Annotated in this window: 14 protein-coding genes; 3 read left to right on the top strand and 11 right to left on the bottom strand. The window is 52.0% G+C overall.

Translation table 11 applies throughout. The features are described from left to right. The first annotated feature begins 219 nt into the window (after nucleotides 1–219). A complete protein-coding gene (gene cls, locus CLV88_RS18200; RefSeq protein ID WP_106609836.1) occupies nucleotides 220–1,629 on the top strand; it encodes a cardiolipin synthase in 1,410 nt (469 codons plus the stop codon). Nucleotides 1,630–1,682: 53 nt separating this feature from the next. Here the strand turns inward: cls and CLV88_RS18195 are convergent, their stop codons facing one another. The 9 genes from CLV88_RS18195 to CLV88_RS18155 all read right to left on the bottom strand — a co-directional run bounded on the left by CLV88_RS18195 (nucleotide 1,683) and on the right by CLV88_RS18155 (nucleotide 10,434). Beyond that, nucleotides 1,683–2,972, bottom strand: coding sequence for an AI-2E family transporter (locus CLV88_RS18195; protein ID WP_165798928.1), 1,290 nt, complete (start codon nucleotides 2,970–2,972; stop codon nucleotides 1,683–1,685). Between the two features lie 263 nt (nucleotides 2,973–3,235). Next, nucleotides 3,236–3,520, bottom strand: coding sequence for a hypothetical protein (locus CLV88_RS18190; protein ID WP_133169994.1), 285 nt, complete (start codon nucleotides 3,518–3,520; stop codon nucleotides 3,236–3,238). 63 nt (nucleotides 3,521–3,583) lie between these two features. Further along, nucleotides 3,584–4,507 (bottom strand): DUF1269 domain-containing protein, encoded by a 924-nt coding sequence (locus CLV88_RS18185; protein WP_133169993.1) that lies wholly within the window; start codon nucleotides 4,505–4,507, stop codon nucleotides 3,584–3,586. Between the two features lie 12 nt (nucleotides 4,508–4,519). Further along, nucleotides 4,520–5,305, bottom strand: coding sequence for a hypothetical protein (locus CLV88_RS18180; RefSeq protein ID WP_207797098.1), 786 nt, complete (start codon nucleotides 5,303–5,305; stop codon nucleotides 4,520–4,522). Continuing rightward, nucleotides 5,302–7,020 carry an alkaline phosphatase family protein gene (locus tag CLV88_RS18175; RefSeq protein ID WP_243403719.1) on the bottom strand — a complete coding sequence of 573 codons (1,719 nt, stop codon included), beginning with the start codon at nucleotides 7,018–7,020 and terminating at the stop codon, nucleotides 5,302–5,304. The genes CLV88_RS18180 and CLV88_RS18175 overlap by 4 nt, the downstream gene beginning before the upstream one ends. A 57-nt stretch (nucleotides 7,021–7,077) precedes the next feature. Next, complete coding sequence (locus CLV88_RS18170) at nucleotides 7,078–7,632, bottom strand: HdeD family acid-resistance protein (RefSeq protein ID WP_106609832.1); 555 nt, start codon at nucleotides 7,630–7,632, stop codon at nucleotides 7,078–7,080. A gap of 106 nt (nucleotides 7,633–7,738) precedes the next feature. Beyond that, complete coding sequence (locus CLV88_RS18165) at nucleotides 7,739–8,092, bottom strand: PRC-barrel domain-containing protein (protein WP_165798927.1); 354 nt, start codon at nucleotides 8,090–8,092, stop codon at nucleotides 7,739–7,741. A 140-nt stretch (nucleotides 8,093–8,232) separates the two neighbouring features. After that, nucleotides 8,233–8,742 carry a DUF1269 domain-containing protein gene (locus tag CLV88_RS18160; protein WP_106609830.1) on the bottom strand — a complete coding sequence of 170 codons (510 nt, stop codon included), beginning with the start codon at nucleotides 8,740–8,742 and terminating at the stop codon, nucleotides 8,233–8,235. A 147-nt stretch (nucleotides 8,743–8,889) separates the two neighbouring features. Beyond that, on the bottom strand, nucleotides 8,890–10,434 hold the full coding sequence (locus CLV88_RS18155) for an arylsulfatase (protein ID WP_207797103.1): 1,545 nt from the start codon (nucleotides 10,432–10,434) through the stop codon (nucleotides 8,890–8,892). Nucleotides 10,435–10,766: 332 nt separating this feature from the next. Between CLV88_RS18155 and CLV88_RS18150 the strand changes: the two genes are divergently transcribed. Next, nucleotides 10,767–11,777 carry a helix-turn-helix transcriptional regulator gene (locus CLV88_RS18150; RefSeq protein ID WP_165798926.1) on the top strand — a complete coding sequence of 337 codons (1,011 nt, stop codon included), beginning with the start codon at nucleotides 10,767–10,769 and terminating at the stop codon, nucleotides 11,775–11,777. Nucleotides 11,778–11,849: 72 nt separating this feature from the next. Here CLV88_RS18150 and CLV88_RS18145 read toward each other — a convergent pair whose 3' ends face one another. After that, complete coding sequence (locus CLV88_RS18145) at nucleotides 11,850–12,695, bottom strand: YihY/virulence factor BrkB family protein (RefSeq protein WP_106609828.1); 846 nt, start codon at nucleotides 12,693–12,695, stop codon at nucleotides 11,850–11,852. Nucleotides 12,696–12,700: 5 nt separating this feature from the next. Beyond that, a complete protein-coding gene (locus CLV88_RS18140) occupies nucleotides 12,701–13,594 on the bottom strand; it encodes a YegS/Rv2252/BmrU family lipid kinase (RefSeq protein ID WP_106609827.1) in 894 nt (297 codons plus the stop codon). A 203-nt stretch (nucleotides 13,595–13,797) separates the two neighbouring features. On the opposite strand from CLV88_RS18140, the gene CLV88_RS18135 reads away from it, so the two are divergent. Next, on the top strand, nucleotides 13,798–14,985 hold the full coding sequence (locus tag CLV88_RS18135; RefSeq protein WP_106609826.1) for an AI-2E family transporter: 1,188 nt from the start codon (nucleotides 13,798–13,800) through the stop codon (nucleotides 14,983–14,985). Nucleotides 14,986–15,452: the final 467 nt, after the last annotated feature.

Below are 15,452 nucleotides of genomic sequence, written 5' to 3'. Positions count from 1 at the left end.
TTTGTCTGGATACCTTGTACTTTAGAGCGACAGACTAATAGAAAACCCTGCGTTTTCAATTTTTTGCGGTGGATGCCTCCGCAATGGATCTTACGTGTATCTAAAATGCAATTTATGAAATATCGTCGTTTTGCATTTCGCGTTCATCCTGAACAAATTCTACTATTGTGGTGTCATGCTCTTGAAATATTTCAATTCTCCTTAGGAGTTTTTGCCTAGATGATAGCGTCATTTGCTGTAGCAGCCCTAGTCGTTCTCGAGATTATTGCAATCTGGTTTGCATGGCGCGCTGTGTCGTCATCAAGGACGTCGCAAGGCGCCGTTGGCTGGGTCGTTTTCTTGATAACGGCCCCTTATCTCGGTGTCCCTTTGTATCTCTTTCTGGGGCATCACAAGTTCAAAGGTTACCTGATTGCGCGTCGTGACAGTGAAGAAATCATCGAAGGTGTTCAGAATTACAAACTAGCCAACGCCCCCGTTTCAAAACCGGATTTCCCTGTAGCGCCATTTGAGGCAATTTCAGAATTGCCCGCTGTTCGTGGAAACAGCATGCGGATCTTGATCGACGGCGCACAAACGTTTGAAGCTATCTTCGATGCGCTTGACGCCGCTAAAGACTACATTCTGCTACAGTTTTACATCATCCATGACGACGAGATTGGGCGTGAGCTAAAGGCGCATCTGATCGCGGCAGCCAAACGAGGTGTTACGGTCCGGGTCATGTTCGATGCCGTTGGCTGCGTTGGGTTACCTAAAGACTATCACGAAGAACTGCGATCCTCGGGAGTATTGGCTATCGACCCCAAAAGCACCCGAGGCCCGAAAAACAGGTTTCAGCTCAACTTTCGAAATCACCGAAAGACGGTTGTTGTTGACGGCACCATCGCTTTCACAGGTGGGCTGAATGTCGGTGATGAATACATGGGCAAAAGCGCCAAATTCGGAGCTTGGAGAGACACGCATGTCGAGCTAAAGGGCCCGGTCGTTTCTCAGCTTCAGCTCATTTTTGCCGAAGACTGGCACTGGGCTTCGGGTGAGTTGATGGTAGATCCACTGAACTGGGAAGCTCCTCATGCTTCAGAAGATATGACCGGCATGATCGTCCCGACGGGACCCGGTGATGAATTGGAAACCGGTGCGCTTTTCTTCTTCTCTGCCATTTGCGCGGCCAAAGAACGCGTGTGGATCGCCTCACCATACTTTGTCCCCGACACCGACGTTTTGACCGCGTTGAAACATGCCTCTCTCCGGGGCGTTGATGTTCGAATTTTGGTACCCGAAGTTATCGACCACAAAATCCCTTGGCTTGCAGCTTTTGCCTACTTCGACGAAATCCGGCAAGCGGGCGTAGAAGTATGGCGCTATGATGAAGGCTTTATGCATCAAAAAGTGGTTCTTGTGGATGAGAGCTTGGCGGCGATTGGGACGACCAATATGGACAACCGCTCATTCCGCCTGAACTTTGAAGCCATGGCCGTCATGTTTGATTCCGTGGCTGCAAAGCAAACTGCTGCCTTCCTAGAGGAGGATTTTGCACGGGCTCTCAAGCTGGACAAAGAGCTCTCAGAGCAACCTCGCCATATCCGGCTGGGCGCGCCCGTGGCGCGGTTGTTCTCACCGTTACTGTGAGGCCAAACTGCAGCGCAAAATGGTAAGTTTGTTTTCTAAAACAACGAGAGGTTTTACGTGTCGTCTCTCGCCAGTTCGCGCTTCAAGGCCTCTACTTCTTTTTCCAGGTCGGTCTTTGACGCCGTAAATTTCCGCACTTGCCCACTCGATTGAGGTTCGTCAACGGCATGCCGCGCATCTGGTTCTACCGGTTGCTGAATTTCAGGGGCAGTCTGGTCGCCGCCTTGGCTCTCGGCTGGCGATTGCAAAAACCTGGGTACTTCCTGCCAAACTGCAATGAACACACCGGCAATAACAGGGCCAAAAATCAGTCCCGAAGCGCCGAACAGCGCAAGCCCGCCCAAGGTGCTGACAAAGATCATCAGATCCGACATTTGTGCGTCTCGCCCCACAAGCGATGGCCGCAGAACGTTGTCGATTGTCCCGACCACCAAACCAGCCCAAAGCGCCAACCCAATTGCGGCCGGAAATTCGCTCTGAAAAGCGAGATAGGCAGCTCCGCCAAAGACCACGCCTGTAGCCCCAATACCTGGAATAGCTGCTGCAATCGCCATCACTACTGCCCAAAAAGCGGGCCCCTCGATCCCTGCCGCCCAAAAACCAAGACCTCCGAGCGCGCCCTGTATCACGCCGATCAACAAAGTTCCTTTTATCGTCGCCCGGCTTACTGACACGATTCTTTCGTGCAGTTTATCCTGAAGATCCGCGCTTAGCCCCGAGTTCTTAAGGATTGGGCGGAATGCAGATTCCTTAAGCGGTAAGAAGAAGAACATCGCATACAAGAAAGTGAAAAGGCTTAGGAAGAATTTCGCTGTGCCATTGGTTAAGTGCGATAATTCAGAGGTGAGGAACGAGGCTGCCGAACCTAACAAACTTTCTGCTTTCTCAAATACCAGAGGGCCAGCTTCTGTCAGTTCCTGGTCAAACGGAACCCAACTTGGGAACTCATACGTCCCGCCTTTCAGGGCCGCGGCATCTTTGGATAGCGTTTCAATAACCTGATCTGCGCCGGCCACCAAACCGGAAGCCTGAGCCGTCGCAAGATATCCCACTCCTATGAGCGGTCCCACTACAAGCAGCACGCCAACCAACACGGTAATGGTACTGGCCAGGCCTTCTCGCATTCCGGTTCGGACCAGAACCCGCGTGTAAAATGGTTGGACAAGTGCCGAAAAAATCGCGGCCAGCGCCAGTGCTGCCAGAAATGGGCGAACGAGCTCCACAAAGGCAACACTGGTCAAAAGTGCCAGCACCAGAAAGGACGCCAAAGCAATAGTCTGCCGTGAGGCGGCTACAGCCGGCTCTTTGACTTCAGTGGCGGAGTCATCTGCATCAACAGGCATTCGTCTTGACCCCTTGTATCTTGGGAAGTGGTGCATTTTCAAAAAAGGAACCCGCGAAGCGGCACAATTAGGCTCCAGAAGCACCCGTTTCTCATAGTGACTAACATACTTGGGTTTCAAAGTAGAGGTCAGCTCATGAAACGAGCCAACCCCTTCCGAAAGTCGTACCATCCTTTGGCCGCGTGCAATTATGCCAGACGTTTGCCTAAGCCCACACGCCCTTCAATCAATAGAGCTGATTTCGGAGCAGTCCGGCCCGACTGTTAACCAACTGCCTTCTTAGCATTGTCATAAGCAGCCTTCATTTTAAGCCCAAGTTCACGGGCTGCTTCACCAACCTCGTCAGAAGTTTGGTCAAACTGGTTTTTTGAAAGGAATTTGTCCCATTCAGATACAAGTGAATCCCACTCCTCCTCAGCTTCCATAGATCCGAGGTGCAACTGAAGTTTGATCTCGTCTCGTTTTTGTTGAAGTTCAGCCATCATACTTTTTAGATCTGTCATTTCTTTTCCTTTCTCTAGATTGGATTGGCGCAACACTTTTGCCACTAATCTGCGTCACCTTTTTTGGAAGACGCAAAATGCCAATTGTCAGCGTTTTTAATGATTGGTTCAGGTCAGGGCTTCTTTCGCCAGAGCCATTGATGCATCTAGCTTGGATTTCCGCTCTTTGTAGTCAGCCTGAATTTCAGCTTTGCGCGTTTCAAACTTTTGGCGGGTGTTTTCCTTGGCCGTTGCAATTTGCTCATCAATCGCCTTAAGCCTCGCTTCTGTCTGGCTGTCCAGTTCATCAATGCGATCTAGAATCTTCTCCATGGCTGCGTTTGTTTTGGACTTTGCAGCATCGATCTTGTCGTGGATTGCCTGTTTGGTCTCATCGCTTGCTTGCTTCCACTCATCCTTGAGTTCTGTGATCTCCCGGTCAAGCTCTGCCATGTCGGACGCGTATTGTTCATCAATTGCATCGATGCGCGGTTTACGGAACACCACCCCACCAGCTTCACCCATTTTGACATCCAAGGGTGAGGTCCAGACTTCATCGACCGACGCAACCACGCAAGACTTCCCCGGAAGAAGTTCGACACTGACTTCATCAAGCATCGCGGAGTCAATTCCGGCCACCCAAAGGTCACGATAAACACCGAACAGGCCGCCTGTCATTGATCCGACAGCCATTCCTGAGGCGGCCGCAGACGCAGCGGCCGCAGAACCGGCGATTGCAGCACCGGAGGCAACAGCCAGAGGGCCAGCCAGAACACCTACCATGCCACCAATTACAAGGCCCAACGCAGTTCCCAATGGCCCTTCGTCTTCCACCTTCTTGACCTTTACTTTTCCGTCGAGATCTTTCCCGATCACAGCAGCCGCATACACCGCAAGTTCTCCTGTTGCATGCAGCCCGCGCAAGGCCGTTTCGCCTTTGAAAGCAGTGTCATCACTTTCAAAAACGACAGCGATAAACTTTTCCATAATAGCATTCCTGATTGTTTGGTTAAATTGATTGATGTGTTTCAAAACGAGGTCGGCATGCGTCACGTGCCCCAAGGGTCATTGGAACTGCATGTTAAGTGCCATGTAGATTTGCCACTTTGGCTGGCCTGCGCCTTTGGTGAAAACCGAGTACTGTGGCTCAACAAAAAAGTTAAAGACGGTGTTGCCGCGCTTGGTGACTTTACCGAGCCGAAGCCCCAGTGGAACCGCATAACTGTCAGTGGCGAAATCGTACGTCCAGATCGGCGCACCACCTGTGTAATACCCCCCACCGAGTTGATAAAAGGCAAATGGTTGAAAGGCACCAAGGCTTGCTCGTTGACGGCCGTTCGTATCCCCGACACCTGTGCGGTACGTCAAAAGATAGCCGTACTGAAACACAGGCGATGTCGCATTGAAGTAGACGTTTGCCAATCCCAGTTGCCACTGATCTGCCCCAAGGCGGTCATCAGAGGCCGTTGGAACCACGATTTGGGGACCAAGCGCGAAACTTACTCCGGGATTGGCTGTATCGAACTGATAGGCTGCAAAAACGTCGAAGTCCCCGATCCCGCTTACCGTACCGCCCCCCGAACCCACTGGTAACGAATTATACGGCAGTGAGGCCCGGATCAGCCAATTTGAATCGCCAATTGAGACCGGCTTTGCGTATCGCAATACGAACTGATTTCCGGTGACATCGCCAGGTCCAGTAAACTCTCCGAAATAGTAATTTTGGATGTTAAACGCAGTTATGTCCGCCAACGGATTGTTGGCTTGGGCGGCGTCTGACTGCGCCAAAACAGGCACACCAATTGTCCAAAATCCGGCTATTAGGGCGAAACGTTTCAGTAGCGATCTCATGGTTGGTCCTTTGTCTTTGGCATCGCTTCAGGTAGGGGAACACCGACTGCTCCAGAAGGCGGCTTGGTGCCCAAAATGGCCGCAATCGTTGGCGCGACATCTACGGTTTCGACACGTCGCACGACCGTCTTGGCGGCGATGTTCTTTCCGGAAATAATCAAGGGCACATGGGTGTCATATGTCCACGGCGAGCCATGCGCAGATGCAACATGCAATCCATCAAAGTCAGCCACAAACCAATGCGGTTCAAACACCACATAGATGTCTCCGGATCGGTCTGGATTGAAGTTTGCCAAGACTGCATCGCTAATCTTGGTTTTGGCAAACGCCCCTCTTCGCAAGTCCGAGCTACTGACCGCATAAGCAATGCCTGGGAGCTTCTGGAGTTCATCAGCGACTGCCCGTTCAACATCCAATGGATCCAAATCGCGTTCGGAAATGAGATCTTTGTTCAAGTAGACGTAAGGGTTGGAGAAGTTTTGAACCAGGTCTTTGGCCTCGCCAAAATCCATTTGCAGCCGCACGAATCCCGGTTCCGTGTCGACGCGTTCAAAATCGAACAAACCCGCCTCAATGCCCAGTGTTGCAAGGTACTCTGGGTGTTCAGGAGCACCGTGGTCTGCCGATAACACGATCAATGTGTGTTCTAGCCCTATGACGGACTCTACGTGTGCCAACAGGTCGGCAATTTGCCTGTCGAGATGGGCAAAATTGTCTTCAGCTTCGAGGCTCGAAGGCCCGAAAATATGTCCGACATAGTCAGTGGATGACAAGCTGACGGACAGGTAGTCAGTTACCACGTCTTGCCCGAGCTGTTCTGCGTCCAGCAGAGTCTTGGCAAAGTTGACAGTGATTTCATCCCCTGCGGGGCTAAGTGTTAGAAAGGTTGAAAAGTATTTTCCCTCGGCCGGGCCCCAGTTATGCGGGAATGTGCGGCCAAACCCCGGCAAATCTGTTTCCCATGGCTGATCATCCCGGTCAGCAAAGGCATAATCCGAAGCGTCCCTCAGCAGCTTCCAATCGCGGTTGGCATAAGACGCGACGAGTCCCTTGGCATCCCATTCTTCGATCCAACTTGGGTATGCGTCATTGTAAAAAGTACTTGTAACAAACCGGCCTTCTGACTTTGAGAACCAGTAAGCATCACCGGCGTGACCCGCCATCGCAATTGCCCCACGATCCTTGACTGACACCCCAAACACCTTTGAAGACGGGCCAAAGTGCAGGGCGATTTCATCGGAGATCGTTGAACTGATGATGTTGCGTGGCGACCGCCCGTCAGTTGTGGCGGCCCGCTGGGTCGGGTCGATTTCGTTCTCGGCGTCAATTCCGGACGCCCCAACCAGGGGATAGCCTTGATCTTGTACGTTGTAGAATGGCGTACCTGTCTTTCGATCAAACCAAAGATTGGCAACCATTCCATGGATTGCGGGATCGGTGCCTGTTGCCAGTGTCGTGTGACCGACAATTGTTTCGGTGTTGGCATGGCGGTGATGGGTGTTGGTGAAGTTAACGCCATTATCCAACAAGTAGCGGAAGCCACCCTCGCCCAAGTGGGCACCGTATCTGTTGATCATGTCCCCCCGCAACTGATCCACCGTAATCTGAAGTACCAGCCGGGGTTTTTCCTGCGCATCTGAGAAAGACGGAATGATCAAGCTCAGTCCTACCGCAGCCCATTTGACTAGCATGGAAATCGTTTTTGGCTCGGGCATATCTCTCTACCTTTGGGCAGCGGCAAAACAGGTGTTTAACCAAAATGTAGCGCCGCGTCAGACAGCGACCGACACTTCGCTTTTCAAACCATAGGCAAAGCGGATATATCCCGCGCCCTCACCAATCAGCGAGACACCTGCCACAATCCCCAGCAGCATGGCGCTCACTTCGGGGTACATTGCCAACAGATATCCCGAAGCCAGTACGGACACGCAGCCAACAAAAATGACCCAGCCGGATCCTTCGTCAGGTCGCGCCATCACGCCTACAGCGATACGGACCAAGCCGTTCACGAAAATGGCGACGATCAGGACCATCGTCAGCGCCACAAGCCCTTCGAGAGGGCGGAACATCAGCATAATCCCCGCAAACAGATTGAAGCCGCCAAGGATTGAATAGATGAGCCGAGCGTTCCAGCCGTCTTTGGTTGTGAAAACTTGGACAAGCATCACAACGCCACCGACAGCGAAGACAATTCCGACCACAAATTCGATGGCCAATGATACCAGAAAGGGGGCAAAAAGTGCGGACGCGCCACCAATCATCAACACGATCCCGAGCGCAAGAAACCATCCCCAGTTTTCTTGTAGTTTGTTTTTCGAGTTTCCCATGCCGAATGTATCTTTCTCTTGGTAGATTGCAGTTCCAAACTTTGTGGATCACTTTTGCGTTGTTGCTTCTTCAACCCGATCAACCCTGTCGAGTGCGCCAGTCTGTTTAGTTGCGTGCGTAGTAGAACCGGGGCAGACTTTTCAGATTGTCCTTGGAAGCATTTGGCAACACCAAATCGCCATCCGCGTTGATCTCGAAGGCACCCGCTGGCAACGCGATCAGCTTTTCACCGATGTTCAGGAAGCCCGCGACGTTGACAATTACAAAAGTCGTATCACCATCCGGCAAAACAAGCGCATCATGGACATATCCCACGAAATCACCGCGATCATTGTACACGTCGCCGCGCAAAAGCTCGATAACGCTCCAGCCCGAAGCGACCAAAGCGATGTCCAGATTGTTGTATTCCACAACAACGCCGCCAGCCACGTGGGGGGCAGACTCTGCGGATGCTGTCATTGGGGCTCCGAAAGCAAACGCGCTCAGAGCGACAGTGGAGGTCAGAAATCTTTTCATTTACCCTTTTCCAGTCAGAATGATGTGAGTGTTGCGTTCCGGTGGCCTGCGGCTCAGGCCACCGGATTTCCAAGAAGACTTAATCAGTTTCGCGACAAGGCGGCGCGAAGTTCATTTTCATCGCTGACGGACAAAGATGTTTCGATGACTTCGCCCTTCATGCCTTCGAGTTCGCCCAGCAGCTTGGTGGGGCGACTGGACCACCCGATGACGGCCAGTGCCGAAGAGTCTGGCCCCATTTTTGCACCGACACGCGCGGCCAATGCGTCCTCTTCTTCCGCCTGATCCAGCATTCCTGCCAATGTGCCGGAACTGGCGCCAACAGCCGAACCTGCAATAAACCCGGCAGCTGGATTGCCAGCCATGGCACCGATCAGAGTTCCGGTCAGCGCTCCTAGGGATGTGCCCCCGAGGAAGCCTGTTGCGGTAAGGGTGTCAGAGTTGCGGGTCCGCACGACGCCGTTTTTGTCACGGGTCATCACGACAACCTCGTCAAGATCGACTTCCCAGTCCATGCTCATTTTCTGAAGGCGCAGAAGCGCCTCGTCTGCTGTATGACGGCCTTCAAAAACAATTACGACCAGATCACTCATAGTCTCTCTCCCTGTTTGAAATTTGTTTGATTGCCTTGCAGCGACACATAAAAAAACGTTATGCCGCTCTCGGTTGTTGCTGTGGCTTGGTAATCATGCGCGGCATCTTTCAACTCCGCACATGACGTCAGTTTTGCAAATGCGGAATTACTTGCTTCCGTTGTTTGCCTCCATCAGCTCCATCACCTGATCGATAGAGAAGCTGGCAGGTTTTTGACGAGGCGGAAATTCTTGGAATGTCGCCAGAAAATGTCCCACATACTTCTGCGCGGGCACCAAGAAATAGATCCGGTCAATCATCCAGTCGTAGTATGTGTTGGACGTCAGGTGGGCTTGCTCATACGGGTCACGCCGCAAGTTGGTGATCAAAGGAACCCGTAGTGGAGTCCATGGCTCGATCCATGCCCGCAAGGTCGAAACCGCTTTTTGCTCTAGGAAGATCAGTTTCCAATCGTCATAGCGCAGCGCCGTCAGTTCGCCGGTATCCGCGAAATAGAAAATCTCGTGGCGCGGTCCGTCCTTTGTCTCACCAATCAGAATGGGCAAGAAATTGTAGCCGTCCAGATGAACTTTGTACGCGCGGCCAATCGCCTGAACGCCACCAGCCTTCAGCTGTTCCTTGATGTCCGGGTTTCCTGCTGCCGCAAGGAATGTCGGCAGCCAATCCATGTGGTGCATGATTTCGTTAGACACCGAGTCAGGCTCGATTTTGCCAGGCCAACGCACGAGCGACGGTACGCGCCATCCACCTTCCCAGTTGGTATTCTTTTCGCTGTAGAACGGGTTGGAGCCGGCATCAGGCCATGTGTTCTTGTGAGGTCCGTTGTCAGTTGAGTAGTGCACGATGGTGTTGTCCGCGATGCCCAGATCATCCAGCACGTCCAGGAGTTGACCGACATGCATATCGTGTTCGATCATGCCGTCGCCATACTCGTCTTGCCCTGAGATTCCGAAATGCTCGTCCTTTACGTGTGTGCGAAAGTGCATCCGTGTGCCATTCCACCAGACATAAAACGGCTTGCCTTGCTCATTAGCGCGCTTGATGAAATCGATGGCGGCGGCAACGGTTTCATCGTCGACGGTTTCCATACGTTTTTTCGTGAGTGGGCCCGTGTCTTCAATAGCGCCATCAGCTGACGACTTGATCACACCACGCGGGCCAAAGGCCTCGCGGAATGTTTGCCCGTCCGCCAGAACGGCATCACCCGGATAGTCACGGTTTTCCGGCTCTTCTTCTGCGTTTAGGTGATAAAGGTTGCCAAAGAACTCATCAAATCCATGGTTCGTCGGCAGCATCCGGTCCTGATCGCCCAAGTGGTTCTTGCCGAATTGACCGGTCATATACCCTAGAGGTTTCAGAAGGCCGGCAATCGTCGGATCTTCTTCTTGCATGCCCAGATCCGCCCCGGGTAGGCCGACCTTGGACAGACCCGTGCGATAAACGGATTGACCCATGATGTAGGAAGAGCGCCCCGCCGTACAGGATTGCTCGCCATAGTAGTCGGTGAACATCATGCCTTCGTCAGCGACCCGGTCAATGTTGGGCGTTTCATAGCCCATGAGACCTCGCGTATAGGCCGAGATATTGGATTGCCCGATATCGTCGCCCCAAATCACCAGAATGTTTGGTTTCTCTTGCGCCGAAACGGGCGCTCCTCCCAGAAAAACTGCGGCGGATAAAGCACCCAACATCGCTGTCTTTGTTAAGCTAAACCTCTGTTTCATGCGCGCTCCCAAATTTATCAAAATCACCACATCAGTCTTTCGACTGACGGCATCGCGCAAAAACCTTAGTCGCCGCGAAGAATTGAGATGTTAGGGATCGTTCGCCCCGTTCATGTCGGCAAACACGAATCTAAGTCCGATTTGAGGTGTATCTTTTCAAAAAGGGTATGTGGTAGCACTATATCCAACACGGCCATTTCCACATCGAGAAGAGCTATGACACGACAAGCCGAAGGCGTTGATACCGATCGAAAGCCATATTGTAGTCTCGGGGAATGAGCGCTTCCGCGGAGAAGTTCATGATCCGAGCGGGCGCATTCCATGGGCCAACGTTGCTGCTATCCGACAGTATACAGGGGTTTCACAAAACCCTTCAAGCACTCGACCTCTCTGCTGACGCGGAAGAAATTATTAACGTTTCGAGCTATCTGAAAGGCTTGAGGAAAATATCGCGGCTGGCGGGCGATGACGATTTTTTCATATGGGCGGGGTTTAACCAAAACCTTGAAGATCTTGGATTTTTTGGTCGGGCGGCTGTTTCCGCAGATACACTATGGGACGCTTTCCAGATCACGAAATCAGCGCTCGATTACATCCAAAGCGAGTCAGAGCTGGTGATCAGGATCTATAACGGGCGTTGCCACATCTGGTATTTCGAACCGTTCAATGCCGATGAAGGGGCGCATGATGTGCAATACACTATCGGCCTGTTGGCCAATATCGTGTGCCTTGCAAACAGCGAGTGGGATCCTGACATCAAGATCGCTTACCCCAACGGATCCCTGACGCATTTTCCGGCGGGTTCTCCAATCGCAGAGGTGCGAAATTCGAAACAAGGCTACATTTCTTTTGACGACAAGTTGCTAAAATCAGGCATGGCCGGGACGGATGTCCTCCGTGCCGAGGTGTTATCCCGCTATTTGGATGCCAAGTTCATTCGCAGGGATCAGAATTTGGCCGACCTGAAGCCGTTGACCAAAGACGTCGTCGCGGGACTTGTTCGCGCGTCGTTCGGTGTCGCGCCGTGGTCGCTGGCCAATACCTCTCAGGCGTTACAAACACATGAAAGAACGATTCAACTTCGGTTAAAGGCTGAAGGGACATCCTTTCGTGAAATCATGCAAACCCAACGTCACGACATGTCCAAACGTCTTTTGATGGTCGGGAAAAGTATCGAAGAAATTGCAGAGGCACTTGGCTTTGATCACCGACAAAGTTTTTCCGAGGCTTTCTCTAGTTGGGAAGGCACGTCTCCCTCCAAATTCTTAAAAGCGCAGGAACCGAAAAGCGCCAATTTGGCAAGTGGGTAAGAAGGCTTCGTATTTTGTCAGCCTTCGATCTCTTTGCAAGGGTTCTAGGCGATAGGATATCTCTGAAAGATTCTACGCGTCGCAGATCTCATCACCACCGATTGCAATGAGGCGTCCATTAACCTCAGCTCCGATAACAAATATTGTGGCCATCAAGTATAGAAACACCAAGGCCGCCATGACGCCGGCCAAACCAGCATAGGTCACGCTATAAGAAGAAAAGCTGGTGACGTAGAGAGCGAAAATTCGTCCTGAGGTAATCCAAAGAACCACTGTTAGAACTACACCAGGCGCGACCTGTTTTAAGGTGTGATGGGTGCCGGGCAACCAAAGGTGACACGCAAACACCGAAAAAATTAGCAGCACAAATGAAACCCCTAGCCGCAGGGCTTCGTGGCCGAACCATGTCGCGGTATGCGATTCATAACTCGTTTCCAGCAAGTCAAAAAACAGCGGGACAGCGAAAGTCAAAAGGGCGGCAACCGTCAGAATTGCAGAACCACAAAGAACAAAAACAACACATAAGGCGCGCGATTTCCAAAGTGGGCGGGGATCATCTTCGCGATAGGCATCGGTCAACGCTTGCCGGATTGCGTCCACGCCATTTGAGGCAAAAAATACGGCTAAAAGGCCCCCAACGGTCATTGCCTTAACGCCGCTGTCTCGCAAGACAGCCTTTACTTCTATGACGATGGGCTCCGCGATACTATCCGGCCAAGTTCCATAGATGAATTCGACGACATCCAAGCTTGAGAATTCGGACGACACGGCTTGGGTCAAGGACAATGCAAATACCGTAAAGGGAAACAAGGCCAGCATCATAGACATGGCAATATGGCTGCTTTTGCTCCAGCCATGGTTCCCGTCAAACCTTACCAGGGCCGCCCAGAGGGCTTGTAAAATGGGCCTAAAATTCATTTGCGTTAGTTTGGAGCAGGCGCAACAAACAACAGGCGCCTTGGCAAAACATCTATTTCGAATTTTGTCGCAATCATCGGTTCCCCGTCGAGGTTCAAATGGAAAGGCTCCACTGTCTCCAAAACAACAGATTTGACTTTTGTCCTGTTCACAATTCCCGATGCGGGGTCCTTACTGTCTATCAATCCCGCAAGCCCTGTTGAAACGGACTGCAAGCTATTTGTCGAAAATACGCCAAGGTCCAACAAACCGTCTGAAACAGACGCATCAGGAGCTACATCAAATCCACCCCCGGCATAGCGATTGTTCGCAATGACCAAGGCGGTAACGGCCGTTGGAACAGCTGGCTTTCCATCAATACTGATCGACGCTTGTGCGGGTTGCAATTCGGAGATCCGCGCCAGACCCGAAATCGAATAGGCCAAGCCTCCCAACCTGCGTTTTATTTCTTGCGGCGTTGTTGCCGTTATCATGGCACCGAAACCGCCGCTGGCGACATTCAAAAAATACGTGCCGTTGATCCTACCCACATCAATGGGACTGGCTTCTCCTGTGGCGGCTACCCGGATTGAATGGTCCAATTCTCGCCCAAAATCGCCATAAGCTCGCGCAAAATCATTGGCTGTTCCAAGCGGCACCAATCCCAGCGAGACTTCGACGTCAGACGAACAAGAAAGCAATGCATTTGTGACCTTGTTTAGCGTGCCATCACCACCGGCTGCGATCACGCGTTTTGTTCCTCTCTCAATCGAGCGGCGCAATATCTTGCGGAGTTGCTTGCGCGACCATGGCACCCAAATTTCGATATCCAGATCTTTTTGAACGAGCTTCAGGACTTCGCGCACCTCCGGGCGGGCGGCGGATTTTCTGTTTAGTAGAAGCAGGGTTTTCTGGCTCATCGGTTGCCTGTGTATTTCTTGAGTTGGAAAGCGGTCAGGGTGCTTTCGGATTGACTGGAGTGTCAATTGAAAACTGATTGGTTTTGAACGAAATCATGAAAGCGCCACCAATTGTTTTGCCTTTGGCAATTTGCAAAACAACGCCAAAGGTGGCAATCAAACGTTTCTATTCTGGGAAAGAATGGCTTTGACAAGGGTAGCATATGACATCCAGTGATCCAAACAGAGCAACGCTATCGACGTGGTTTTTCGCTTTGGCGACTATGGCGATTTCAGTTTGCTTTTTATGGTATGGTCGCGATCTCTTGATACCCCTGTCCATCACCGGCCTGCTGTTCATTCTCTCTTCGGCGCTTGTTGACAAGATTCAGTGTGTGACTCTTATGGGGCGGACACCGCCAATGTGGCTGGCACAGGTTTTTAGTGTTTTGGTGATCATTGCGGTAATCCTATTTCTGGGACTGATCGTGTCTTCGTCCGTCGAAGAAATCCAGGACGCCCTCCCGCGTTATCACGAGAGATCCCTCATCATAATGGAAAGGATCGAAAGCCTGCTGGGACCAAAAATGGTAGTGGCAGGCCTAAAGGCCGCCGAGACTATTGACCTTGGGTCTTGGGCCGCGGCCGTCTTAGGTCAGCTTGGCGGTGCCCTGTCTCTATTGGGGCTTGTGGCGCTGTATCTGGCTTTTCTGGCGTCCGAACGGATGGCGTGGATCGAAAAACTGCCACGAATGGCCACAACTGAGGAAGAATCACGCAAGGCTCAGAGGATTTTGGCGCGGATTTCGGACGGCGTGAAGCAGTACATGTGGGTCAATGCCGTAACCAGCGCGATGAGCGGTGTCGTCGCGTTCGGGATCTTCACATGGGTAGGGCTGGATTTTGCTCCACTTCTGGCACTTACTGTTTTCTTCGCCGGGTTCATTCCCAATATCGGTGCCTTTATCGGAATTGCTTTACCTTCTTTAGTCGCGTTGATCCAATTTGACGACTTCACCCCCTTTTTGATCGTTTTGATTGGATATGGCGGAGCCGACCAATTCATCGCCAATGTGATACAACCTGCAATGCAAGGTCGGTCACTGAACCTTAGCACCTTCATGGTCATGGTGGCCCTTACATTCTGGTCGTCGATCTGGGGGGGAATAGGGGCTTTTCTGGCTATTCCGTTGACCGTAGTGGTGATGGTCATATTCGCAGAGATTCCTGCGGCCCGATGGATCGCTGTCCTGTTGTCTAGCGACGGTCAGCTTCTGGGCGAGCGCCTTCCCGATGTCGATGAGACTTCAGCACAACCTACGAGGCGCGGTGGGTCAGAGCCGTTAAAACGAGAGGTGTTTGACGCCGAGGTAAAAAAACTGCGCGCAGAGTTCGAGGATCGAAACGCATAAGCTTGGGCAGGGTGGTATAGTCCGCCGGTGTGCCCTCGCCCTCGTTGCAATCAGCAACGCACCTAAAAGTTCAGAGAGGTCATTTGATAGGCGAGCTGAACGCCTCGTTCAGTTTCTTTTGTTTCGGATAAGCTAACTCAGTTCCAGCGCCCCCGGCTGCTTTTGGCACGAACCCGTTGCAAGCTTTTGAGACGATAAGAGGGTGGTGAAGCAGGAGATGCATCGGCTGATGTAATGAGTAAAAATGGTATTTCTCGCACCTTTTCCGACTACCTGCCCAAAATCTTCATGTTGATAGTAGGTATCTAGACTGTCGGATCAACTTGCGTTGACGAGCACGCCTACGATCCGCGCCGAAGACAGTCAGCCTAAGGCTAGAAAAGTCCCGTCGCTTTCGAAAGGAAAGTGGCTTAAACGAGCACTTGGGGCAGCGCGAACACGTCACACGTCCAGTACAGCTCCAGATT

Origin of the sequence: Shimia abyssi, from assembly GCF_003014475.1 — a bacterium.
GTDB lineage: Bacteria > Pseudomonadota > Alphaproteobacteria > Rhodobacterales > Rhodobacteraceae > Shimia > Shimia abyssi.
This window is presented reverse-complemented; position numbering and strand designations above follow the sequence as displayed.

Bases quoted from the DNA above. Each gene is read 5' to 3' on its own strand.
- CLV88_RS18140 (WP_106609827.1), bottom strand. From the start codon at position 13,594: ATGAGCCAGAAAACCCTGCTTCTACTAAACAGAAAATCCGCCGCCCGC.
- CLV88_RS18170 (WP_106609832.1), bottom strand. From the start codon at position 7,632: ATGGGAAACTCGAAAAACAAACTACAAGAAAACTGGGGATGGTTTCTT.
- cls (WP_106609836.1), top strand. From the start codon at position 220: ATGATAGCGTCATTTGCTGTAGCAGCCCTAGTCGTTCTCGAGATTATT.
- CLV88_RS18195 (WP_165798928.1), bottom strand. From the start codon at position 2,972: ATGCCTGTTGATGCAGATGACTCCGCCACTGAAGTCAAAGAGCCGGCT.
- CLV88_RS18165 (WP_165798927.1), bottom strand. From the start codon at position 8,092: ATGACAGCATCCGCAGAGTCTGCCCCCCACGTGGCTGGCGGCGTTGTT.
- CLV88_RS18175 (WP_243403719.1), bottom strand. From the start codon at position 7,020: ATGCCCGAGCCAAAAACGATTTCCATGCTAGTCAAATGGGCTGCGGTA.
- CLV88_RS18135 (WP_106609826.1), top strand. From the start codon at position 13,798: ATGACATCCAGTGATCCAAACAGAGCAACGCTATCGACGTGGTTTTTC.
- CLV88_RS18155 (WP_207797103.1), bottom strand. From the start codon at position 10,434: ATGTTGGGTGCTTTATCCGCCGCAGTTTTTCTGGGAGGAGCGCCCGTT.
- CLV88_RS18145 (WP_106609828.1), bottom strand. From the start codon at position 12,695: ATGAATTTTAGGCCCATTTTACAAGCCCTCTGGGCGGCCCTGGTAAGG.
- CLV88_RS18180 (WP_207797098.1), bottom strand. From the start codon at position 5,305: ATGAGATCGCTACTGAAACGTTTCGCCCTAATAGCCGGATTTTGGACA.
- CLV88_RS18150 (WP_165798926.1), top strand. From the start codon at position 10,767: ATGATCCGAGCGGGCGCATTCCATGGGCCAACGTTGCTGCTATCCGAC.
- CLV88_RS18160 (WP_106609830.1), bottom strand. From the start codon at position 8,742: ATGAGTGATCTGGTCGTAATTGTTTTTGAAGGCCGTCATACAGCAGAC.